General features: G+C 65.5%; 17 protein-coding genes. 5 read left to right on the plus strand and 12 right to left on the minus strand.

Annotated elements, in window-relative coordinates; genetic code table 11:
• Positions 1 to 32: 32 nt before the first annotated feature.
• The 6 genes from ACQPXH_RS30135 to ACQPXH_RS30160 form a co-directional block, all read right to left on the minus strand.
• Complete coding sequence (locus tag ACQPXH_RS30135; protein ID WP_433599821.1) at positions 33 to 695, minus strand: response regulator; 663 nt, start codon at positions 693 to 695, stop codon at positions 33 to 35.
• Positions 696 to 781: 86 nt separating this feature from the next.
• Entirely contained in the window at positions 782 to 1,927 is a 1,146-nt protein-coding gene (locus ACQPXH_RS30140) for a sensor histidine kinase (protein WP_433599822.1), read from the minus strand.
• Between the two features lie 238 nt (positions 1,928 to 2,165).
• Positions 2,166 to 5,411 carry a protein kinase domain-containing protein gene (locus tag ACQPXH_RS30145; protein WP_433599823.1) on the minus strand — a complete coding sequence of 1,082 codons (3,246 nt, stop codon included), beginning with the start codon at positions 5,409 to 5,411 and terminating at the stop codon, positions 2,166 to 2,168.
• A 392-nt stretch (positions 5,412 to 5,803) separates the two neighbouring features.
• Positions 5,804 to 6,247 carry a PIN domain-containing protein gene (locus tag ACQPXH_RS30150; protein ID WP_433599824.1) on the minus strand — a complete coding sequence of 148 codons (444 nt, stop codon included), beginning with the start codon at positions 6,245 to 6,247 and terminating at the stop codon, positions 5,804 to 5,806.
• Positions 6,244 to 6,471 carry a CopG family transcriptional regulator gene (locus ACQPXH_RS30155; RefSeq protein ID WP_433599825.1) on the minus strand — a complete coding sequence of 76 codons (228 nt, stop codon included), beginning with the start codon at positions 6,469 to 6,471 and terminating at the stop codon, positions 6,244 to 6,246. The genes ACQPXH_RS30150 and ACQPXH_RS30155 overlap by 4 nt, the downstream gene beginning before the upstream one ends.
• Positions 6,472 to 6,682: 211 nt before the next feature.
• On the minus strand, positions 6,683 to 7,102 hold the full coding sequence (locus tag ACQPXH_RS30160; RefSeq protein ID WP_433599826.1) for a zinc-binding dehydrogenase: 420 nt from the start codon (positions 7,100 to 7,102) through the stop codon (positions 6,683 to 6,685).
• A gap of 83 nt (positions 7,103 to 7,185) precedes the next feature.
• On the opposite strand from ACQPXH_RS30160, the gene ACQPXH_RS30165 reads away from it, so the two are divergent.
• Positions 7,186 to 7,920, plus strand: a complete 735-nt coding sequence (locus ACQPXH_RS30165; RefSeq protein ID WP_433599827.1) for an SDR family oxidoreductase — start codon at positions 7,186 to 7,188, stop codon at positions 7,918 to 7,920.
• Between the two features lie 122 nt (positions 7,921 to 8,042).
• On the opposite strand, the gene ACQPXH_RS30170 is transcribed toward ACQPXH_RS30165, so the two are convergent.
• From ACQPXH_RS30170 to ACQPXH_RS30190, 5 genes are all read right to left on the minus strand, one after another.
• Positions 8,043 to 8,561 (minus strand): hypothetical protein, encoded by a 519-nt coding sequence (locus tag ACQPXH_RS30170; protein WP_433599828.1) that lies wholly within the window; start codon positions 8,559 to 8,561, stop codon positions 8,043 to 8,045.
• Between the two features lie 309 nt (positions 8,562 to 8,870).
• The gene (locus ACQPXH_RS30175) at positions 8,871 to 9,854 is read right to left on the minus strand and encodes an aldo/keto reductase (protein WP_433599829.1); all 984 of its coding nucleotides are present in this window, start codon (positions 9,852 to 9,854) and stop codon (positions 8,871 to 8,873) included.
• An 82-nt stretch (positions 9,855 to 9,936) separates the two neighbouring features.
• Positions 9,937 to 10,503, minus strand: a complete 567-nt coding sequence (locus ACQPXH_RS30180) for a TetR/AcrR family transcriptional regulator (RefSeq protein WP_433599830.1) — start codon at positions 10,501 to 10,503, stop codon at positions 9,937 to 9,939.
• Positions 10,500 to 11,720 (minus strand): cytochrome P450, encoded by a 1,221-nt coding sequence (locus tag ACQPXH_RS30185; RefSeq protein ID WP_433599831.1) that lies wholly within the window; start codon positions 11,718 to 11,720, stop codon positions 10,500 to 10,502. Before ACQPXH_RS30185 ends, ACQPXH_RS30180 begins: the two co-directional genes overlap by 4 nt.
• A gap of 93 nt (positions 11,721 to 11,813) precedes the next feature.
• Positions 11,814 to 11,969, minus strand: coding sequence for a hypothetical protein (locus ACQPXH_RS30190; protein ID WP_433599832.1), 156 nt, complete (start codon positions 11,967 to 11,969; stop codon positions 11,814 to 11,816).
• A gap of 93 nt (positions 11,970 to 12,062) precedes the next feature.
• Between ACQPXH_RS30190 and ACQPXH_RS30195 the strand changes: the two genes are divergently transcribed.
• The 4 genes from ACQPXH_RS30195 (at position 12,063) to ACQPXH_RS30210 (ending at position 17,278) form a co-directional block, all read left to right on the plus strand.
• On the plus strand, positions 12,063 to 12,545 hold the full coding sequence (locus tag ACQPXH_RS30195; protein WP_433599833.1) for a protein-tyrosine phosphatase family protein: 483 nt from the start codon (positions 12,063 to 12,065) through the stop codon (positions 12,543 to 12,545).
• Positions 12,546 to 12,730: 185 nt separating this feature from the next.
• Complete coding sequence (locus ACQPXH_RS30200; protein ID WP_433599834.1) at positions 12,731 to 15,070, plus strand: galactose oxidase-like domain-containing protein; 2,340 nt, start codon at positions 12,731 to 12,733, stop codon at positions 15,068 to 15,070.
• A 52-nt stretch (positions 15,071 to 15,122) separates the two neighbouring features.
• Complete coding sequence (locus ACQPXH_RS30205) at positions 15,123 to 16,130, plus strand: adenylate/guanylate cyclase domain-containing protein (RefSeq protein WP_433599835.1); 1,008 nt, start codon at positions 15,123 to 15,125, stop codon at positions 16,128 to 16,130.
• Positions 16,131 to 16,486: 356 nt separating this feature from the next.
• Complete coding sequence (locus ACQPXH_RS30210) at positions 16,487 to 17,278, plus strand: RluA family pseudouridine synthase (RefSeq protein WP_433599836.1); 792 nt, start codon at positions 16,487 to 16,489, stop codon at positions 17,276 to 17,278.
• An 89-nt stretch (positions 17,279 to 17,367) separates the two neighbouring features.
• Here ACQPXH_RS30210 and ACQPXH_RS30215 read toward each other — a convergent pair whose 3' ends face one another.
• A complete protein-coding gene (locus ACQPXH_RS30215) occupies positions 17,368 to 18,027 on the minus strand; it encodes a TIGR03086 family metal-binding protein (RefSeq protein WP_433599837.1) in 660 nt (219 codons plus the stop codon).
• Positions 18,028 to 18,078: the final 51 nt, after the last annotated feature.

Below are 18,078 nucleotides of genomic sequence, written 5' to 3' on the forward strand. Positions count from 1 at the left end.
CAGTAGTACTTCCGGCCGATCGCGCGGCTGAGTCAGCGCTCGAGGCGGTGCGTCTCGTAGGCCCAGATGACGATCTCGACACGGTTACGTGCGCCGAGTTTCGCCATCAAACCGGCGATGTGGGTCTTCACCGTACTGAGGCTGATGTGCAGTTCGGCGGCAATCTCGCCATTGGTCCGCCCCCGGGCGACGATGGCCAGAATCTGTTCCTCGCGCTCGGTCAACGGCGAGACCGGTTGCAGCGGTGCCGGATCGGGCCCGCACCCGGCGAAGGCATTCAGCAGTCGCGCGGTAACGCTCGGAGCGATGAGGGCGTCACCGTTCGCGGCGGCACGCACGGCTTGCGCCAGCATATCCGGACCGGCCTCTTTGAGCAGGAACCCGCGCGCACCGGCACGCAATGCCGCGTAGACGTACTCGTCGAGATCGAACGTGGTGATCACCACCACGGCGAGGGGATCCGCGACGGCCGGACCAGCGAGGCGGCGGGTGGCCTCGATACCGTCGACCTTCGGCATGCGGATATCGAATATGCACACGTCGGGACGCAGTTGCTGCGCAAGTTCGACGGCACCCTGCCCGTCCGCGGCCGCGCCGACCACCTCGATGCCCGGCTGGGCGTCGAGGATCATCACCAGTCCAGTACGGACGATCTCCTGATCGTCGGCGACGACCACCCGGAGGTTCTCGCTCACGACACGACCTCGCGGGCGCTCGGCGGCGTCGTACGGGAGGCGCACTGTGCCGATGGCTCGCTCCACTGTGCTCTGCTCACGACACCTCACCTGCCTCGGCTCGTCGCGCTCGCACGTGGCAGCACCGCGCTCACCCGCCACCCCCGGCCGGGATGCGGACCCGCCTCGCACGTGCCGCCGAGCAGGGCGGCGCGCTCGCTCATGCCGAGGAGTCCATAGCCGAGAAATACAGAGCCGCGCACGGGATCGCCGTCGTCGCGCACAAGCAGACGCACCGCCGTGTCGTCGGCATCGACGCAGACCTGCACGCGGGTGGCATTGCGCGCGTGACGCAAGGCGTTGGTCACCGATTCCTGGGCCAGCCGGTAGATCGCGGTATCGACGGCCGCGGGCAAATCGGCGATATCACCGGTGATCTCGACATCCACCGACGGACCATGGCGGGCATTCCTGGCAAGACTGTCCACGTCGCCGACACCGGGACTCAGGTCGCCGTCGTGGACCGGACGGTCACTGCGGAGCATATGAACCATCGCGCGCATCTCACCGAGCGCGCGCGTGGCCTCGACCTCGATCAGGCGCAGCGCGTCCATCGCAGCGTCGGGACTGGACGCCGCGGTCACCATACCCGCCTGTGCGCGAATCACCATCGCGGACACATGATGTGCGACGCTATCGTGCAGATCCCGGGCCAGCCGCTCACGTTCGAGCAGCTTGACCTGATCGAGTTCGCGCGCCTTCGCCCGCGCCCGGTATCGCAATGCCAGGCCGAGCGCCACTACCGCGAACAGAACGATCAGACCGCCAACGACATCCGCGGCCGCAAGATCCGAAACCGCCATCGAGAAAACAGCGCTCACCAGCACGACCACCGAGCCGAGCAGCACCTCGCGCCCGGACCCCCACCGCACCAGCGCCAACGGCAACAACAACATCACCACCAAGCTGCGCAGGCCCGACTGTTCCCCACCCGCCAGCACCGTCCCGGCAGCCGACGCCACGAAGGCGAACGTCACCACCTCCAACGGCTTGGTCCGCCGCCACAGCAACGTCGGCATAATCGCCACCGCGACAGCCATCCACAGCACCCGATGCGGAAGGTTCGGCCGCACCAGCCCCTCCAGCACTACCAGCCCCACAAACACCCCCACCAGCACCCGATCCCACCACATTCGCCGCGGTGGGTCCGGTGGCCGCGGTTCGTCCCACACCGAACGCAAAAGGTGCCGCACGAAATCCAATCCTACGAAAATGGCCAGAGGTGACCGAATTACGATCCGACACGACCGTAGCCCGCTCTCCCGGCACGTCGTCGTCGCGGTCTGCTGATGAATCCCAACCGCAGGGCATCTCTTGTTATTTCGTCGCGGGATCGCGGCCACCGCGCCAAACTGTCGCCGCCGTAACGGTTTCCGTGCACACTTGCCGAGTTGACGGAGTGGACCCTGCCCGGAGACATCACCGCGGGGTTCAGGATTCGGACTGCTCGGCGGCCCATGTGGCAATCTGTGCGCGCGAGGTGAATCCGAGTTTGGTGAGGATATGTTCTACGTGTCTCTCGGCGGTGCGCTGCGAAATCACCAGCCGGGCGGCGATTGCCTTGTTGGTCATGCCTCGTGCAACGAGACCGGCGACCTGGCGCTCACGCTTGGTCAGTTGTCCTCCTGAGCGAGGGGCCGGCTCGATGGGGTCGGTGTGATCGCCGAGCGCGAATCCGACCGCGGCATCGAAACTCACCGCGGCGCCTTTGTCGCGGGCCGCCTCGAAGGCTCGCGCCCCGAGCACCGTGCGGCTGTGCCGGTCGCATTCCTCACGGTAGACAAGCAAATCCCGAAACATGAACGCGGAACCGCCTGCCACGCGACCCAGCGAATCGGCGGCACCCATCAGGACAGCGGCACGCCGGGCATGGCGCTGCTCGCCCGCGACCCAGGCCAGCGTCTCCAAACAGCCCGCGATGACGACCGGATCCGCTACCAGCCGGGCCGTTCGAATCCCCTCCTGCAGCAGGTACGTGGCGCGCTCGGGTTCATCCTTTCGCCACAGGGCAAATCCTGCTGCCCATGACAACCACGAACGAACCATCGTCTCGCCGGCGGATTTGGCAATGGCGAGCCCCTTGTCGAGGCACGTGAGGGCCCGGGCGCTTTCCCCCTGCAGTGCGTAGGCCCATCCGAGCGAAAAATGGGCCGCCAGATGTTCCAGTCCGACGTTTCCCGATGCCTCGTAGGCGTCGATGGCCTCGGCGAGGCGGGTACTTGCTCGCGCCAGATCATTGTCACCGCCGGCAAGACACGTGTTTGCCTCGGCATGGGCGAACAGGGCTCCGATCAGCGGCTCGGCAGTTTGCTCGGCCAGAGTCCGGAGTTGTGTCATTGTGTCGGTGGCGGCGGGCAGGTCGCCCTGTATCGCGGCCATCGCATTGGCTACGTACAGTGCCTTGGACCGCTCGACGGTCGTGGCACCGGCCGTGAGTTCGAGTGCGCGAACGCACCAGCGGCGTCCCTCGCTGAGCCGTCCCCGCAGCGTCCAGAACATATAGAGGGCGGTGGCGATCCGCAACGCGCTGTCGGTCGGTTCGGTCAGGGCGAATCCCAGTGCTTCGCGCAGGTTGGGTACTTCCCGCTCCAGCCGGGCGACCCATTGCACCTGGCGTGGACCGACCCACTCCGCCGCCGCCTGGGTCGCCAGCCGCTCGCACCAATCCCGGTGCCGCCGAGCCAATTCCGGATATTCGCCGCTGTCCTCGGCTTTTTCCTTACCGTATGCCTGGACGGTTTCGAGCATTCGGAAGCGGATCGTGCCGTCGGTTTCGCCGCGGATCAGGATCGACTTGTCGAGCAGCGCGGACATCACATCGAGCAGTTCCGGCTCAGTCAGGTCGGTGCCGCATACCTGTTCGGCGGCGTCGAGTTCGAAACCGCCGGCGAAGACCGACAGCTGGGTCCACAGTCGCTGCTCGATGGGCGTGCACAGGTCGTAGCTCCAGCCGATGGACCACCGCAGAGTTTGCTGCCGCTTGGGGGCGTCACGCCTGCCGCGGGTCAGCAGGGTGTAGCGGTCATCGAGGCGGGTCAGGATCTGCTCGGGCGACATCGCCCGTAATCGGGCCGCGGACAGCTCGATCGCCAGCGGTAGGCCGTCGAGCCGGGCGCAGATCCCGGTGATGGTGAGCCGGTTGTCGTCGGTCATCTCGAAGTCGGGCACGACCGCGGCGGCGCGTTCGATGAACAGGGTCACCGCGTCGTAGCGTGCCGCCGCTCGCAGCGTCGGCTTGTCCGTCGCATCGGGGATCGCCAAGGGGGGCACCGGGTACACCGCTTCGCCGCCCAGGCCGAGGGCCTCCCGGCTGGTGGCCAGAATTCGCAGGTGAGGACAGGTCCGCAGCAGCGAGTCGGCCAGCTTCGTGACCGCATCGATCACCTGCTCGCAGTTGTCGAGCACCAGCAGCAGCTCGCGCGGGGACAACAGCTCGGTGAGGACCTCGAGCATGGGCCGGGCACTCTGATTCCCCAGGCCGAGGGAGGTGGCCACGACGTCGACCAGCAATGTCTCATCTCGCAGACCACCCAGCTCGACCAGCCATGCGCCGTCGGCGAAATCGTCCTTCACCTTATGGGCGACGCGCAGTGCGAGCCGGGTCTTGCCGACTCCGCCGATCCCGGTCAGTGTCACCAGGCGTGACGCCGCCAGCAGGCTAACGACGTCGGCCACCTGGATCCGCCGACCGACGAGGCTGGTCACCTCGAGAGGCAGGTTCCCCTCACCGTTCCCTACTGCGGCCGTCGACCTCACGGCCGATGCCTGGTCGGCTCCAGGTTCGGTTCGCAGTGCCATCTCGTCGACCGGGAAACCGTGATTGCGTTCCACCTGTCGCAGTCGCTCGCCCAGTTCCGCACCGGTGGGACGTTGCTGTGGGTCGCGCGACATCGCCGCCTCGATCACCGTGGACACGTCGTCGGGTATGCCGCTGTTGCGCAGGTCGGGGACCGGTTGCTGGGTGATCCGCAGGAATTGCGCGACCACTTGCTCACCGCTGCGGCGTTCGAAGACCGCATGACCGGTCAGGGCACAGAACAGGGTGGCTCCCAGCCCGTACACATCCGAGGCTGGACTCGGGGCGTCGCCTGCGAGGACTTCCGGCGCGGTGAATGCGGGCGAGCCGGTGACAGTGCCGGATTCGGTATGGAATCCGCCGGTGATGTGGGCTATCCCGAAGTCGGTCAACGCGGGTTCGCCGTAGTCGGTGAGCAGAATGTTTCCCGGTTTGATGTCGCGGTGCAGCACGTCGGCCCGGTGCACTGTTTCCAGCGCACCGGCGATCTTCACTCCTAGGTGCAGCACGTCCGGCAGCGGCACGGGGCCGTCGCGGCGGATGCGGGCGTCGAGGGAGCCGTGCGTGTAGTACGGCATCGCCAAGTAGAGGAGTTCGCTCGTGGTCTCGCCTACCTCGAGCACATCGACGATGTTGGGGTGTCCGGTCAGTCGTCCCATCGCGCGTTGCTCGCGGAAGAAACGCTCCCGATTCTCGTCGAGCCCGGCGGTGAGGACCTTCACCGCGACCGTGCGGTCCATGGCGCGCTGGGTACACCGATACACTTGGCCGAACCCGCCCCGCCCGATCTCCGCCGCATCGTCGAAACCAGCGGCGTTCAACTCCGTGATGACATCACTACCGACATCACGCTGTGTCCGGAAGGCATCGCTCTCAACCATCGGCTACTCGTGTCCCAAACTCAGCGGACCATGGGAGTATATCCCCGCCGTCCTGTCCGGAGTACCCGACATACTCGCTGCCCTACTGCTTGGTGCCTGCTTCCAGCGCGCCTTCCTGATCGAGTTCGAGGGCGAGCATCTCGCAGACCAGCCCGCTGATGAGTTCGCCCGCGCTCTGGTCGACAGCCTGCTGCCGGAGTGAACGGCCTCTGGATCGAGTTTGTCTCGACCTGAACCGGGATTCTGAAATTCGGGCCCCTGCTTCGGCTGATCGGTGGATGATTTCCGCCAGTTGTGTTCCGGGGCAGGAGGGTTCGGGTTGGCGAGTGGAGCGCTGACCTCGGTGATGACCTGGCACCTCGCTGCCGCCGATGACGGAACCGTGGTGACCGTCAGATCGGCTGGAGATCGTCGGGCAGCAGGCGGAACGCGGCATGACCAGTGAGTGGGGTAACCGCGCGGAAATCACGTCGGTCGAGTGTCAACACCTCCGCAGTTTCGTATCGCTCGGCTAATGAAACATTGGTGGCGTCGGTGAGATCCAGGCGCATGGCCAGATATCGGTTCTGTACCTTGCGCGCGACCCGCAACAGGTCCGCCGAGATCGTGGGCACTTCGATGCGTCCGGTGTGCTCTTGTGCCAACAACCAATCATTAATCGCATAAGCGGCTTGACGATTGAGATTTCGGGTGGTGATGTGTTCGACTTCGAGCAAGACGAGCGGAGAAACGATGGTGAGCGCCGCCTGCTGAAGCGCTGCGCGCGCGTCGACGTGCTCGGGATCTGCGGAGTTGAAAGCGGCGACCAGACCTGAGGTATCGCCGATCACGATCATCCAGCATCGGCTTCGGTGCCGGTGATCGCTTCTCGCACAGCGCTATCGATCTCATCCGCCGTCACCGCATGCCCGTAATCGAGAACCGGGATATCCCATACCTCATCCCATCGGCGAGTGCGTATCGCGGCCAGATGAAAAGCTTCACGAAAATACTCGGACTCCGGGCGCCCTTCGCGCGCCGCTGCCATCTTCACCAACTCGAGGTCGGCCTCGTCGACCATGACCGTCGTCTTCTTCAAACCCATAGGGTTATGGTACCCGCACCATAACATTCGGCCGACCTATACGCACGGCCGTTCACGATAGACCCAGAACCCCCACATCGGCTGGGCGGCAAGGCCCTGCCGGCAGCTCGAAACTGGGACTCACCGACCGGACTTCAGACAGTCGAATCCCACTCCAACCGTCAGCGTTCACCAGAAGAATCGCCGGTCAGAACGGGTTCCACGCTGGTAGAGCCCTGCCTGGGACTCTAAAGGAATGGGTCCGGCCGCATAATCGACGCAGGCTAGTCAGATCGGGTACGCACCCACAATGACCAGCCGTTTTCCAGTTGCCCATGTTTTGCGTGCCATGCCGAGGGCACAAGAAATCTCCAGGCCCGGATGTGAGGACGAGTTTGCCTCGGATGCGGCCCGATTCGGCTAGTCGATGGGCGGCGGCGACGTCGGCCAGCGATATGACGCGATCGATATGCACGCGAATCCGGTGGGGACCGGCGGGGACTGCTGTCTGCGCCGCCGGAACTGCGGGCGAGATCACCCGCAGCGCGGTCGAGCGGCTGCAGAACTCGCAGTTACCATGCGAAACTCGACCGCAGTGCGACGATCTGCTGCGGACGACCGTCGACACAATGCGCTACGGGGCTATCCGCCCCGGGATCGAACACGAGAAAGGCTCCTGACCGAGGCTCACTTCTACCGGAAGGACATCTCATGAAAATCGCAGTCATCGGCACGGGACTCATCGGCTCTCAGGTGGTACAGAAGCTCACCGCGGCCGGACACGATGCGACCGGACACTCGCGCTCGACCGGGATCGATCTCCTCACCGGCGACGGGCTCGACGCGGCGCTACGCGGCGCCGAGGTCGTCGTCGACGTGGCCAACTCGCCGACCTTCGACGAGGCATCCCTCGACTTCTTCCGCACCACAGTGCCCCACCTCTTGACCGCCGCGCAGGCCGCAGGTGTCCGGCACATCGTGACGCTGTCGATCGTCGGCGTCGACCAGGTGCCCGACCTCGTCTACTACCGGGCCAAGACACTGCAGGAGGACATGGTCGAGGCCGGTCCGATCCCGTACTCGATCGTGCGCGCGACGCAGTTCATGGAATTCGTGGTGGCGTCGCTGGACTGGACCACCGATGGTGATGTCGTGCGCCTGCCCGCCACCGCGATTCAGCCCATCAGCGCCGCCGAGGTCGCGGCCGCTGTCGCCGAGGTCGCCGCGGGTGCTCCGCTGCGGGGCACACGCAATATCGGCGGCCCCGAAGTCTTCCCGCTCGACGAGCTGGGCCGCATCACACTGGAGATGACCGGCGACACCCGCCGCGTCGTCACCGACGAGTCCGCCGGCCTGTTCGCAGCGGTCAAAGGCGATGTGCTGACCGCGCCCGAAGGTGCCCACCTCGCCACCACGCACTTCCGGGACTGGCTACGGTCACGCTGACCCACTGGATCACACCGAACCGACCGAGCAGTCCGCAGCGCAGCCACCGATCATCAACCACCGACACCCACCGGAAACGGGTACCGGGCACACGGCCCGGTACCCGTTACTCGTTCATCGGTTCAGTTGAAATGCGCCGCGAGGATCGGTGCGTCGGCATTGCGGAGATCGCCCGCGAGGCACGCGCCCGCCATTGCCATGGCATTGCCGATCGGACCTTGTTCGACCACCAGATGACCACCCGCGCCGGGTCCGTCGGTAATGGTCACGGTGTTGGACATCGACCTGGCGACACCACCCGGCACGTGCCACGGCCCGCTGATCCGGCTGACCGCCCCGTTGGACCAGTTGATCTTGCCGTCGATCTGACCGTCGGCACCGTTGCAGCTACCGGTTCCATTGAAGGTGCCGTTGACCGCGGCCTCGGACGCGGGTGCGCCCGTGCAACCGGTGAGATTGCCGTTCCAGGTGGCCGTGGTCGGCGCGACCGACATCCCGAGCGGGCTTGTTTTGTAACTGAATTGGCCGCCGGTGCAGCCGCCGGCAATCGGATCGGCCGCGGCCTGCTGGGTGCCGACCAATGCGGCGGCGAGTGCGGCGACTGCGACCGAAGCTGTAGCGATCTTCCGGGAAATTGCCATGACGAGTACCTTCTCCTTTTGATCGAACTGATCTGATGGAGCAGCTGACGACAAGCAAACGCCAAGATCTTAGTCGGCGCGTGCGATGCGGGCTAATCAGCCCACACACATTCCCCGGGATATGCCCGTCGGGCATAGGTATTGTTCGGGTTGATGCTCGATCCATACAGGTCGGGTGCGGCTACTGTCGTTGGCGCCCGCCACCGCACACTGCCACAGCAAATACAACGCAACCGTAGTAAACCCCCCGCCGAATACAACAGGCGGCCTCGGCGAAGGTGGAGGCATTGGGCGTACCGCCCGAATAGTTCACCGACCGGCGGTCTTGGCGAGGTGCTCGGGATAGCGCGCACCGGCGAACGCGGTGGCAGGAGCAGCGGCATCGATACGGGCGAGATCGTCTGCGGTCAGGGTGATCTCGGCGGCGGCGACATTCTCCTCGAGGTAGGTGCGGCGCTTGGTGCCCGGAATCGGAACCACATCGTCGCCGCGGCTCTGCACCCAGGCGAGCGCCAATTGTCCTGCGGTAATGCCCTTTTCGGCGGCCAGCTCGCGCAGCGCCGCGACGATGGCCAGGTTGCTGTCGAGGTTTTCCCCAGCGAATCGCGGTAGCCGGCGGCGCAAATCATCGGCGGGCAGATCTGCTGTGGAGGTGATCGCGCCAGTCAGGAAACCGCGGCCGAGTGGCGAGAAGGGCACGATGCCGATGCCGAGTTCACGACATGTCGGCAGCACCTCTGCCTCGATATCCCTTGTCCACAGCGACCATTCACTCTGCAGGGCGGTCACCGGATGGACCGCGTGCGCGCCACGGATGGTCTCCGCCGAAGCCTCCGAGATGCCGAGGTAGCGAACCTTGCCCGCCTGCACCAACTCCGACAGCGCGCCCCAGGTCTCCTCGATTGGAACATTCGGATCGACGCGATGCTGGTAGTAGAGGTCGATGTGGTCGACACCGAGCCGGGCCAGCGAAGCGTCACAGCTCTGCTCGACGTATGCGGCGTCGCCACGAGCGCCCATGTTCCCGTCCTCGCCCCACACGATGCCGAATTTGGTCGCAAGCACCACCCGATCGCGGCGGTCGGCGATGGCCTTGCCGACCAGGCGCTCGTTGGTCTCCGGGCCGTAGACATTTGCGGTGTCGAGCAGCGTCACGCCCAGATCCAGCGCACGGTGGATGGTGGCGATGGATTCGTCGTCGTTATCGCGCACGCCGTAGGCCTGGCTCATACCCATGCAGCCCAGACCCTGTGCACCGACGGTCAACTGGCCGAGTTTCCTGGTCGGAATCATGCGGGCTCTCCTCCTTGGTCGACGATCTCGTCATCGACGCTACGACCTGGAGAGCGCTCCAAGTCAAGCGCAAGGAGTTCGGTCAGTTCGCGAATGCGCCCATGACGATCGGTGCGACGAACCGCTCCAGCATGACCCGCTCATCGGCCTCGTCACGGCCGGGCGCGGTGAGCAGCGACATGATGATACGAGCCAACCAGCGGGCGAGCCGGGAGCGGTCCGGATCGGCCGTCTGCGGCAGCAGCCCGGCCGCTATGGCCTCGATGACCTCGGATGATCGACCGATTTCATTGGCAATGCCCGCGTCGCCCGCATTGAACCACGCGATCAGGGTCGGGTCGGCACGGACCTCGCGCAGCGATGCGAGCATGATCGCGACAATGCGCTCACCCGGATCGGTTATCTCCCGAGTTCGCTCGGCGACCGCCGCGCCGACTCGACGAGCTTCGCGGTGCACGAACGCGATTCGCAACGCTTGGCGGTTCGGGAAATAGCGATACAGGGTGGCGCGCGAGCAACCCGCGGCCTTCGCGACATCGCCCATCCCGGTATTCGTGACCCCGCGCTCGACGAACAACTGCGCGGCGGCATCGAGAATTTGCTCGGCCGCGATATCGGCGCGCTTGGGGCGCAACCAATCTCCGGTCATGCGGTCACCCGGAACGGCACACGATCCGGCCAGCGCACATAACTGCCGTGGGCGTAACGCACCCGGTCGATGTCCACGACGAAATCCGGGCAACGCGCGAGCAGTTCCTCCAGCGCGACGCACGCGACCATGCGCGCGGCGGCTGCGCCGAGACAGTGATGGTTACCGTGGCTGAAGGTCAGGATCTGTTTGGGACGCCGTCGTACATCGAGTTCGCCTGCATTGGAACCGAATTCGCGTTCGTCCCGGTTCGCCGAGGCATACAGCAGCAGCACCCGACGTCCGGCCGCGATGGTGGTGCCGTGCATCTCGACGTCGCGCACCATGGTTCGCGCCAAACCCTGCACCGGCGAGGTGAGCCGCAAGAACTCCTCGACCGCATCAGGGATGAGCGACGGATCCTCGATCAGCAGCCGCCGCTGATCCGGACGCTCGGTCAGCAATTGCACCGCACCGCCGAGATTACCTGTGGTGGTGTCGTTTCCGCCGGTGATCATGGTGAAGGCGAAGCCGAGAATCGAGATGATGCCCGCATAGTCGCCATCGGCGCCGAGGCCGGAAGCCACCAGATGCGAGATCGTATCGTCGGCGGGTTCGGCGCGACGGCGTTCGATCAAACGGGTGAAGTACTGCATCAATTCGCCGATGGCGTCCTGGGCATGGAGCGGACTGCCGCCCGCGGAGGCGGTCATGATGAGATCGGTCCACTCGTCGAATTTCGGCCGATCCGGTTCCGGCACACCGAGATAGTGTGCGACCACCATGCTCGGCAGCGGCTTGAAGAGTTCGACGACGATATCGCCCTCGCCCGCCGCCCGCAGCCGCTCCAACCGCTCGATGACGAACGCGCGTACCTGCGGTTCGACCGATCGCACCTGGCGCGGCGTGAAGCCTTTCATGACCTGTCTGCGGAAGGTGGTGTGATCCGGCGGATCGGTGAAGACGAACGGCCGCGGTTCGGGCAGCCCGATCTCGCCGAGGTCGCGGTAGTCGACGGTCAGGCCGCCAGCCGAGGAGAAGGTCGCGACGTCCCGCGCGGCCGCATATACATCCGAATAGCGGGACAGGACGTAGTAGTCGCTCGCCGGATCATCCTGGGGCACAACGTGGTGCGCGGGATCGTGCGCGCGCAGTTCGGCATACATCGGCCACGGGTCGCGCCAGGTCTGCGCGGATCTCAATTCGAAATGCGGTCGATGAGACAACTCTGTCGTCATGATCCGAGCGTAAGACAAAATTATAGAACTGTCTAGAACGCGTTCTATATCGCGTCAGCGGGAATCCTGCGCCACTTCGAACCGGCCTTGCGGTCAGCGCAGAGTTACCACCAGCAACACCGCCACCACGATGAACAGGATTGCCAGCACCGCGGCCATGGCGATGAGGCCGACTCCGGTCGGCGGAAAGGGTCGGCTGGTGCGCGGTTCGGGCGCGGACAGTCCGGACTCGCACCACTTATAGGTCATCGTTCACTCGAAGATTGCCAGACTTCGGGGCAGTTCCCGAGCCGCTGCCCGGCGGTACCGTAGAAGCTGGGCCGAAAACGTGGGGAGGCAACGATGGTGCGGTGGGAACGGCCGCCCAGGATGAAGACACCGGACGCGCAAGCGCCGTGGAACGAGATCGTGCCGCAGCTGTGGATGGGTGGGCATCATTATGGAAACGTCGAAGGCGCGCGGGTGCCCGCGATCGTCGGTATCGAATTCGATGTGGTGATCAGCCTGTTCCAGGCCGACGGGCACGGGCCGGGACCCGATGTCGAACACCATCACCTCGCGATTCCGGATGCGGAGTTGCACGCCGATCAGTTGGCGGCGGCGCGCGAATTGGCCAGGATCGCCGCAGCGGCGGTTCGTGCCCATCGCAGCGTCATGGTGCGCTGCCAGTACGGCTACAACCGTTCGGGTTTGGTGGTCGCGCAGACGCTGCTGGATCTCGGGTATTCGGTCGATGACGCCATCGACTTGATTCGGCAGCGGCGTTCCCGCTATGCGCTGAACAACGAGTTCTTCGTGAAGTACCTGATGATAGGCCTCGACTGAACTTGAAATGCCAAGCGCCCCAACCCAACGGTCGGGGCACTGCGGTTTCGGCGACAGATGCGCCTCAACGCGGCGCGTTGGCCGGATCGGCAACCAGGAATCCCTTCTGCCGCACCAGTAGCCGTAACCCATATCATCGGACAACTTCGGCCGATGACGCGCAAGATGGCGCGTTCGGGGCGACGATGTATTGCGTGGCAGGACAATTCGTTCCGGTCCCCGACTGGTTCGCATGGGAGAACCAGGATTGCGGGATCGCGATCGCGGATATCGATGGAGACGGCGCCCTGGATGTCGTCGTACTCATGGTGGACAATCCGGCTGGTCAGAACACCGCGTCATATCGGGTGGGCATGGGGCTCGCCCCCGACGGCTCGACGAAGAGTTGGGGACCGTGGCTGCCGGTGCCGGATTGGTACGGCTGGGAGAACCAGGGCGCGGGCATCGCGATCGGCGATCTGAGCGGCAACGGCCGACCCGATCTCGTGGTGTTCGTCGTGGACAATCCACCCGGCCAGAACCAGGGTTGCTACCGGATCGGGCGCGATCTGGCCGAGGACGGCACGGTGACCGGCGGCTGGACGCCGTGGATCACCGTGCCGGATTGGTACGGCTGGGAAAACCAGGGTGCCGATATCTGCCTCACGTCCGTCGATGGGCAGCCCACCCTGGTCGTTTTGGCGGTCGACAATCCGCCGGGCCAGAACAGCGGACAGTTCCGGTTGGCCAAGGGACTGACCGCGGACGGCGCGGTCGGCGAATGGACGCCGTGGGTGGCGGTGCCCGACTGGTACGGCTGGGAGAACCAGGGCGCGGGCATCACGGCCGCGGATCTGGACGGCGACGGCAGGCCGGAATTGATCGTCTTCGCGGTGGACAACCCCGACGGTGTGAATGCCGGTGTGTACACCATCGGCTGGGGCCTGGAAGGTTCCGGGCACGCGGTCGACGGCTGGAGCGTATGGACCAAGACCGAGTGGGGCTTCGCCGAAAACCAAGGCGCGGCACTGGCTTTGCTGCCGCACGACGGGACACCTGCGGAACTGGTGGTCTTCACCATCGACGCACCGGATGGCATCAATGCCGGTTATATGCGCGTGCTCGAACTGGAGACCGATCTGACGCACGCACCACATATGGGCTTGTGGCGCATTCTCGATTTCGGTACCGAGATCAACCCGGTGCACGCCGCCGTACTGCACACCGGTGATGTGCTGTTCTTCGCCGGTTCCGGTAACGATCCGGACCGCCACGACGCCCACGAATTCCGCACGCGCGTCTGGCATTACCCGCGACCAGGACTGAGCGCACCCGGAACCCCGATCGATATGTTCTGCGTCGGACACGCGTTCCTGCCGGACGGCAGGCTGCTCGCCGCGGGCGGCACCGAACGCTACGACCCGTTCTACGGGCTGAAGGACACACTCATCTTCGATCCGGCGACGCTGACCTGGAATACCAAGCCGGACATGACTTTCGGCCGCTGGTACCCGTCGCTGGCGCCGCTGCCGAGCGGCAATATCGTCGCGGTGTCGGGTCTGGGTGCCGACAACTTCCTATCCGTCGTTCCGGAACTATTCGACGCCGGCACCGAAACCTGGTCCCAGCTGCCATCTCCAGGTCCGATTCCGATGTACGGGCATCTCGTGCTACTCGCCGACGGCAGGTTGTTCTACACCGGTGGCCAGTACGGTGCGAACAACGGCATGCGGCCCTCGATTTGGGATCCGGAGACCGGCACGACTGTCGAGGTGCCCGGTCTCACCGATCCGGGTTCACGCAATCAGTCGGCGAGCGTGTTGCTGCCGCCCGCGCAGCAACAGCGGGTCATGATTCTCGGCGGCGGCGGATACGATATGCACAGCCCCGCACCGGCTTTGGCCGATACCAGGATCGTCGATCTGACCTCTGCCACGCCGGAATACCAGGCGGCGCCGCCGATGGATCATGCCAGGATGCATCTCGGCGCGGTCCTACTTCCGGACCGAACGGTGCTGGCCACCGGCGGTTCCGGCATGGAGGAGATGGCGCCCGACGCGCCGCCGCACGCCGAGATCTTCGATCCGGCGATGGGCACCTGGATGCACACCGCGCCCAGCCGGGTACCGCGGCTGTACCACTCCGTCGCACTGCTCACCCCCGACGGCAAGGTAATCACCGCCGGCTCGAATCCGGCGCGCAAGACCGAGGAATTGCGCATCGAAACCTATTGGCCACCTTATCTTTTCCAAGGCGAGCGACCGCAGCTCACGCTCGCGACGGACACAGTCGCCCACGGCGCGACCGTTACCGCGATCACCACTGCGGCCCTGCGCGAAGTGAATCTCGTTCGACCTGGAGCGTGCACTCACTCCTCCGATAATGAGCAACGCCTGATCGACCTCGAATTCGCCAGCACCGCACCGGATTCCGTGACGATCACGCTGCCGTCGAATCCGGCACTCGCGCCGCCGGGCTGGTATCTGGTGTTCGTCGTGAACGACCAGGGCGTGCCGTCGATCGGACAGTGGCTGCACCTGGGCTGATTGTGACCGATCACAGTCCCGGACCGCCTGCCCGGCCCGTAAGGTACCGATCATGGTTCCCACCGAGATATCCGAGCTGGTCGAGTCGGTCGTGGAGTCCTATCTGCTCGACGGACGGCGCCGCTACAACCGGACCCAGGTCGCCGAAGAATCCGGGACGACCACCGACCTGACCAAGCGGCTGTGGATGGCACTCGGCTTCCCGGCCGGTCTCGACGATGCCGCCGTCGACTACGCCGACGCCGATATCGCCGCGGTGCGCAATTTCCGCGCGCTCAATGTGCTCGCCTCGGCGGACTCCCGTCAGCAGGCCGCGACCGCACGCACCCTCGGCCAGGGCATGGCGCGACTGGCCGAATGGCAGGTCGATGTGGTGCTCGCCGAAATCAGCGCTCGGATGGCCGCGGCCGCGCCCGGCACCGATCCGGCCGAAATCGCCCGCGACGCCACCGAGACGGCCATCTCCACACTCGAACAGCTCAATACCTACGCGTGGCGCCGCCACCTCGCCGCGGCCCTGGCCCGTTCCCTCGATCCGGGCACCACGGCGGGCGAGTCGGTGCGCGAGCTGGCGGTCGGCTTCGCCGATATGGTCGGCTACACCCGGCTCACCAGACATCTGCACCCCGACGAACTCTCCATGCTGCTGGAGGCATTCGAATCCACCACCACCGCCGCGATCACCGAGAACGGCGGCTGGGTGATCAAGAATGTCGGCGACGAGGTCATGTTCGCGGCCGAGTATCCAACGGATGCGGCCCGCATCGCGCTGGCCATCCAAGAGAGCACGATGATGGTCGGCGGCACCCCGGAGCTGCGGGTCGCCGTGGCATACGGGCCGGTGCTGCAACGCTTCGGCGATCTGTACGGCTCGGTGGTCAATATCGCCTCCCGACTCACCGGCGTCGCCCGCCCCGGCACCGTACTCGTCGATGACGACGCCGCCGCGGCCCTTGACGGCAATCCGGAGTTCGATATCCGCAATCTGCGCAGCGTGCGCGTCCGCGGCTTCAACCGCCTGCGGCCCCACACGCTGCGGCGTAATGGCAAGTACAGATAGCACACAACCTGGGCTCGCGCCCTGGGTCGCCACACGCTGCGCCGCAACGGCAAACACCGGCAGCGCACCACACTGAGCTCACCACCTCGGTCCCCACACACTGCGCCGCAACGGCAGACACCGGCAGCGCACCACCTCGGTCCCACACGCTGCGCCGCAACGGCAAAACGCCAGCAACGCACCACCTGACCTCACCACCTCGGTCCCCACATGCTGCGCCGCGAAGGCAAGCGCGGTGGCGCACAACCTAGGTCTCCACACTCTGCGCTGCAAGGCGAGCACGGTGGCGCACAACCTGGGTCTCCACACTCTGCGCTGCAAGGCAAGCACGGTGGCGCACAACCTAAGCTCGTCCGGTGGAGTTCGAGTGGGCCGAGTTGCGGAAAAGCTGCGTTATCGAGGAGGACGCGGCGGTGCTGGCGCTGAACAAGCCCGCCGGGATTTCGGTGACCGGGGAGCGGCACGACAGCGATATCGTCGAGGCGGCGGCAGCGGTGGGGGAAACGTTGTATCCGGTGCACCGGATCGACAAGGTGACCTCCGGACTCGTACTGCTGGCCAAGGAGCTGGGCGCGCACGGGCAGCTGACCAGGCAGTTCAACAAGCAGACGGCCGAGAAGGCGTATCTGGCGATCGTGGAATCGACCGGCCTGCCCGATCGCGGCGTCATCGAACTGCCGCTCAGTGTCGGCCGCAAGAACCGCGTGCGAATCGCCGCGCCCCGCGAATCCATTCGCGAGCAGGCCGGTCGCTGGTTCGTCGATGACGCGGATCTCTTGGCCACCAAGAACTATCCGTCGACAACCCAGTTCATCACGGTCCTGCGCACGGACACCCACACCGTGCTCGCAGTGCGCCTGATCACCGGCCGCCGCCACCAGATCCGAGTACACCTGGCTTGGATCGGACACCCCATCGTCGGCGACCCCCTATTCGACAAGTCCGCCCGATACGACCGCACCTACCTCCACTCCTGGCAACTCGCCCTCGCCGCCCCCTGGCGCACACCCCCAACCCTCACCCTGCAAGCAACCCCCACCCCCGACTTCTGGCACCCCCTCCACCCCACCCCCGACCCCGCCGCCCTCCTCCAACACGCCGACAACCTCCTGCGCACCGCCGAATCCTCGTTCCCCCCAACCGAATAGCCCTCACCCGACCCGAACGCCGCACACGGAATCACCGGGCGATGACCGAACAACTCCATATGCGGCGCGCTGATCCGGGCACGCGGTGATCAATCGAGCGGGTTCCGCTCAGGCCAGCTCGGGGACCGCCCGAGCATGGCGACGATCTCGTCGAGCACGGAGTCACCGGACCAGGTGACGACCGGTCCGAAGGCGGAGCCAGGGGCCAGGCGGGCCGGACCACCGGGGACGATCTCGGCTACCGATAATGCGACCGCGAGCAGGTCGTCGTCGAAATGCACTGTGCGGCCGAGGGTTCGGGCGACGTCCCAGGAGTGCACGACGTAGTCGACGAAGTGGAAGCCGACTGCCTCGGCTCCGGAGAATTCGAAGGCACGGGTGAACTCCGGCAGCGGGAAGGACCGGTCGAGCACCCCGTCCTCGGCGAAGGAGGCCAGTACGTGTTCGGCGGCGGCACGGTAGTCCGCGACCGGGTCATCGCCCAGCGGACGCAGCCGCCACCGCGACAAGTCGCCCTCGCCGTGGGACGCGGCCGCGAAGCCGTAGTGCTGGGTGATCATGTGCTCCAGCAACCCGTGCAGTGTCCAGCCCGCGCACGGCGTCGGCTTGGCCAAATCGGCGGGAGTCAGCTGGGAAACAACTTCGATGCTGGTGCGCACGGCCTTGGCATCGAGGGCGATCAAATCGACCCTTGTTCCCAGTGATTCGAGGGTCTGCAACTCGGAGGCGGTGTCGGAATCGGTGGTCATCGCTGTCCTCTCGATATTTCCAAATTGATAAGCGTATGCATATCGTAAGCT

This window comes from Nocardia sp. CA-135953, from assembly GCF_050955735.1.
In the GTDB taxonomy this organism is placed as follows: Bacteria; Actinomycetota; Actinomycetes; order Mycobacteriales; family Mycobacteriaceae; genus Nocardia.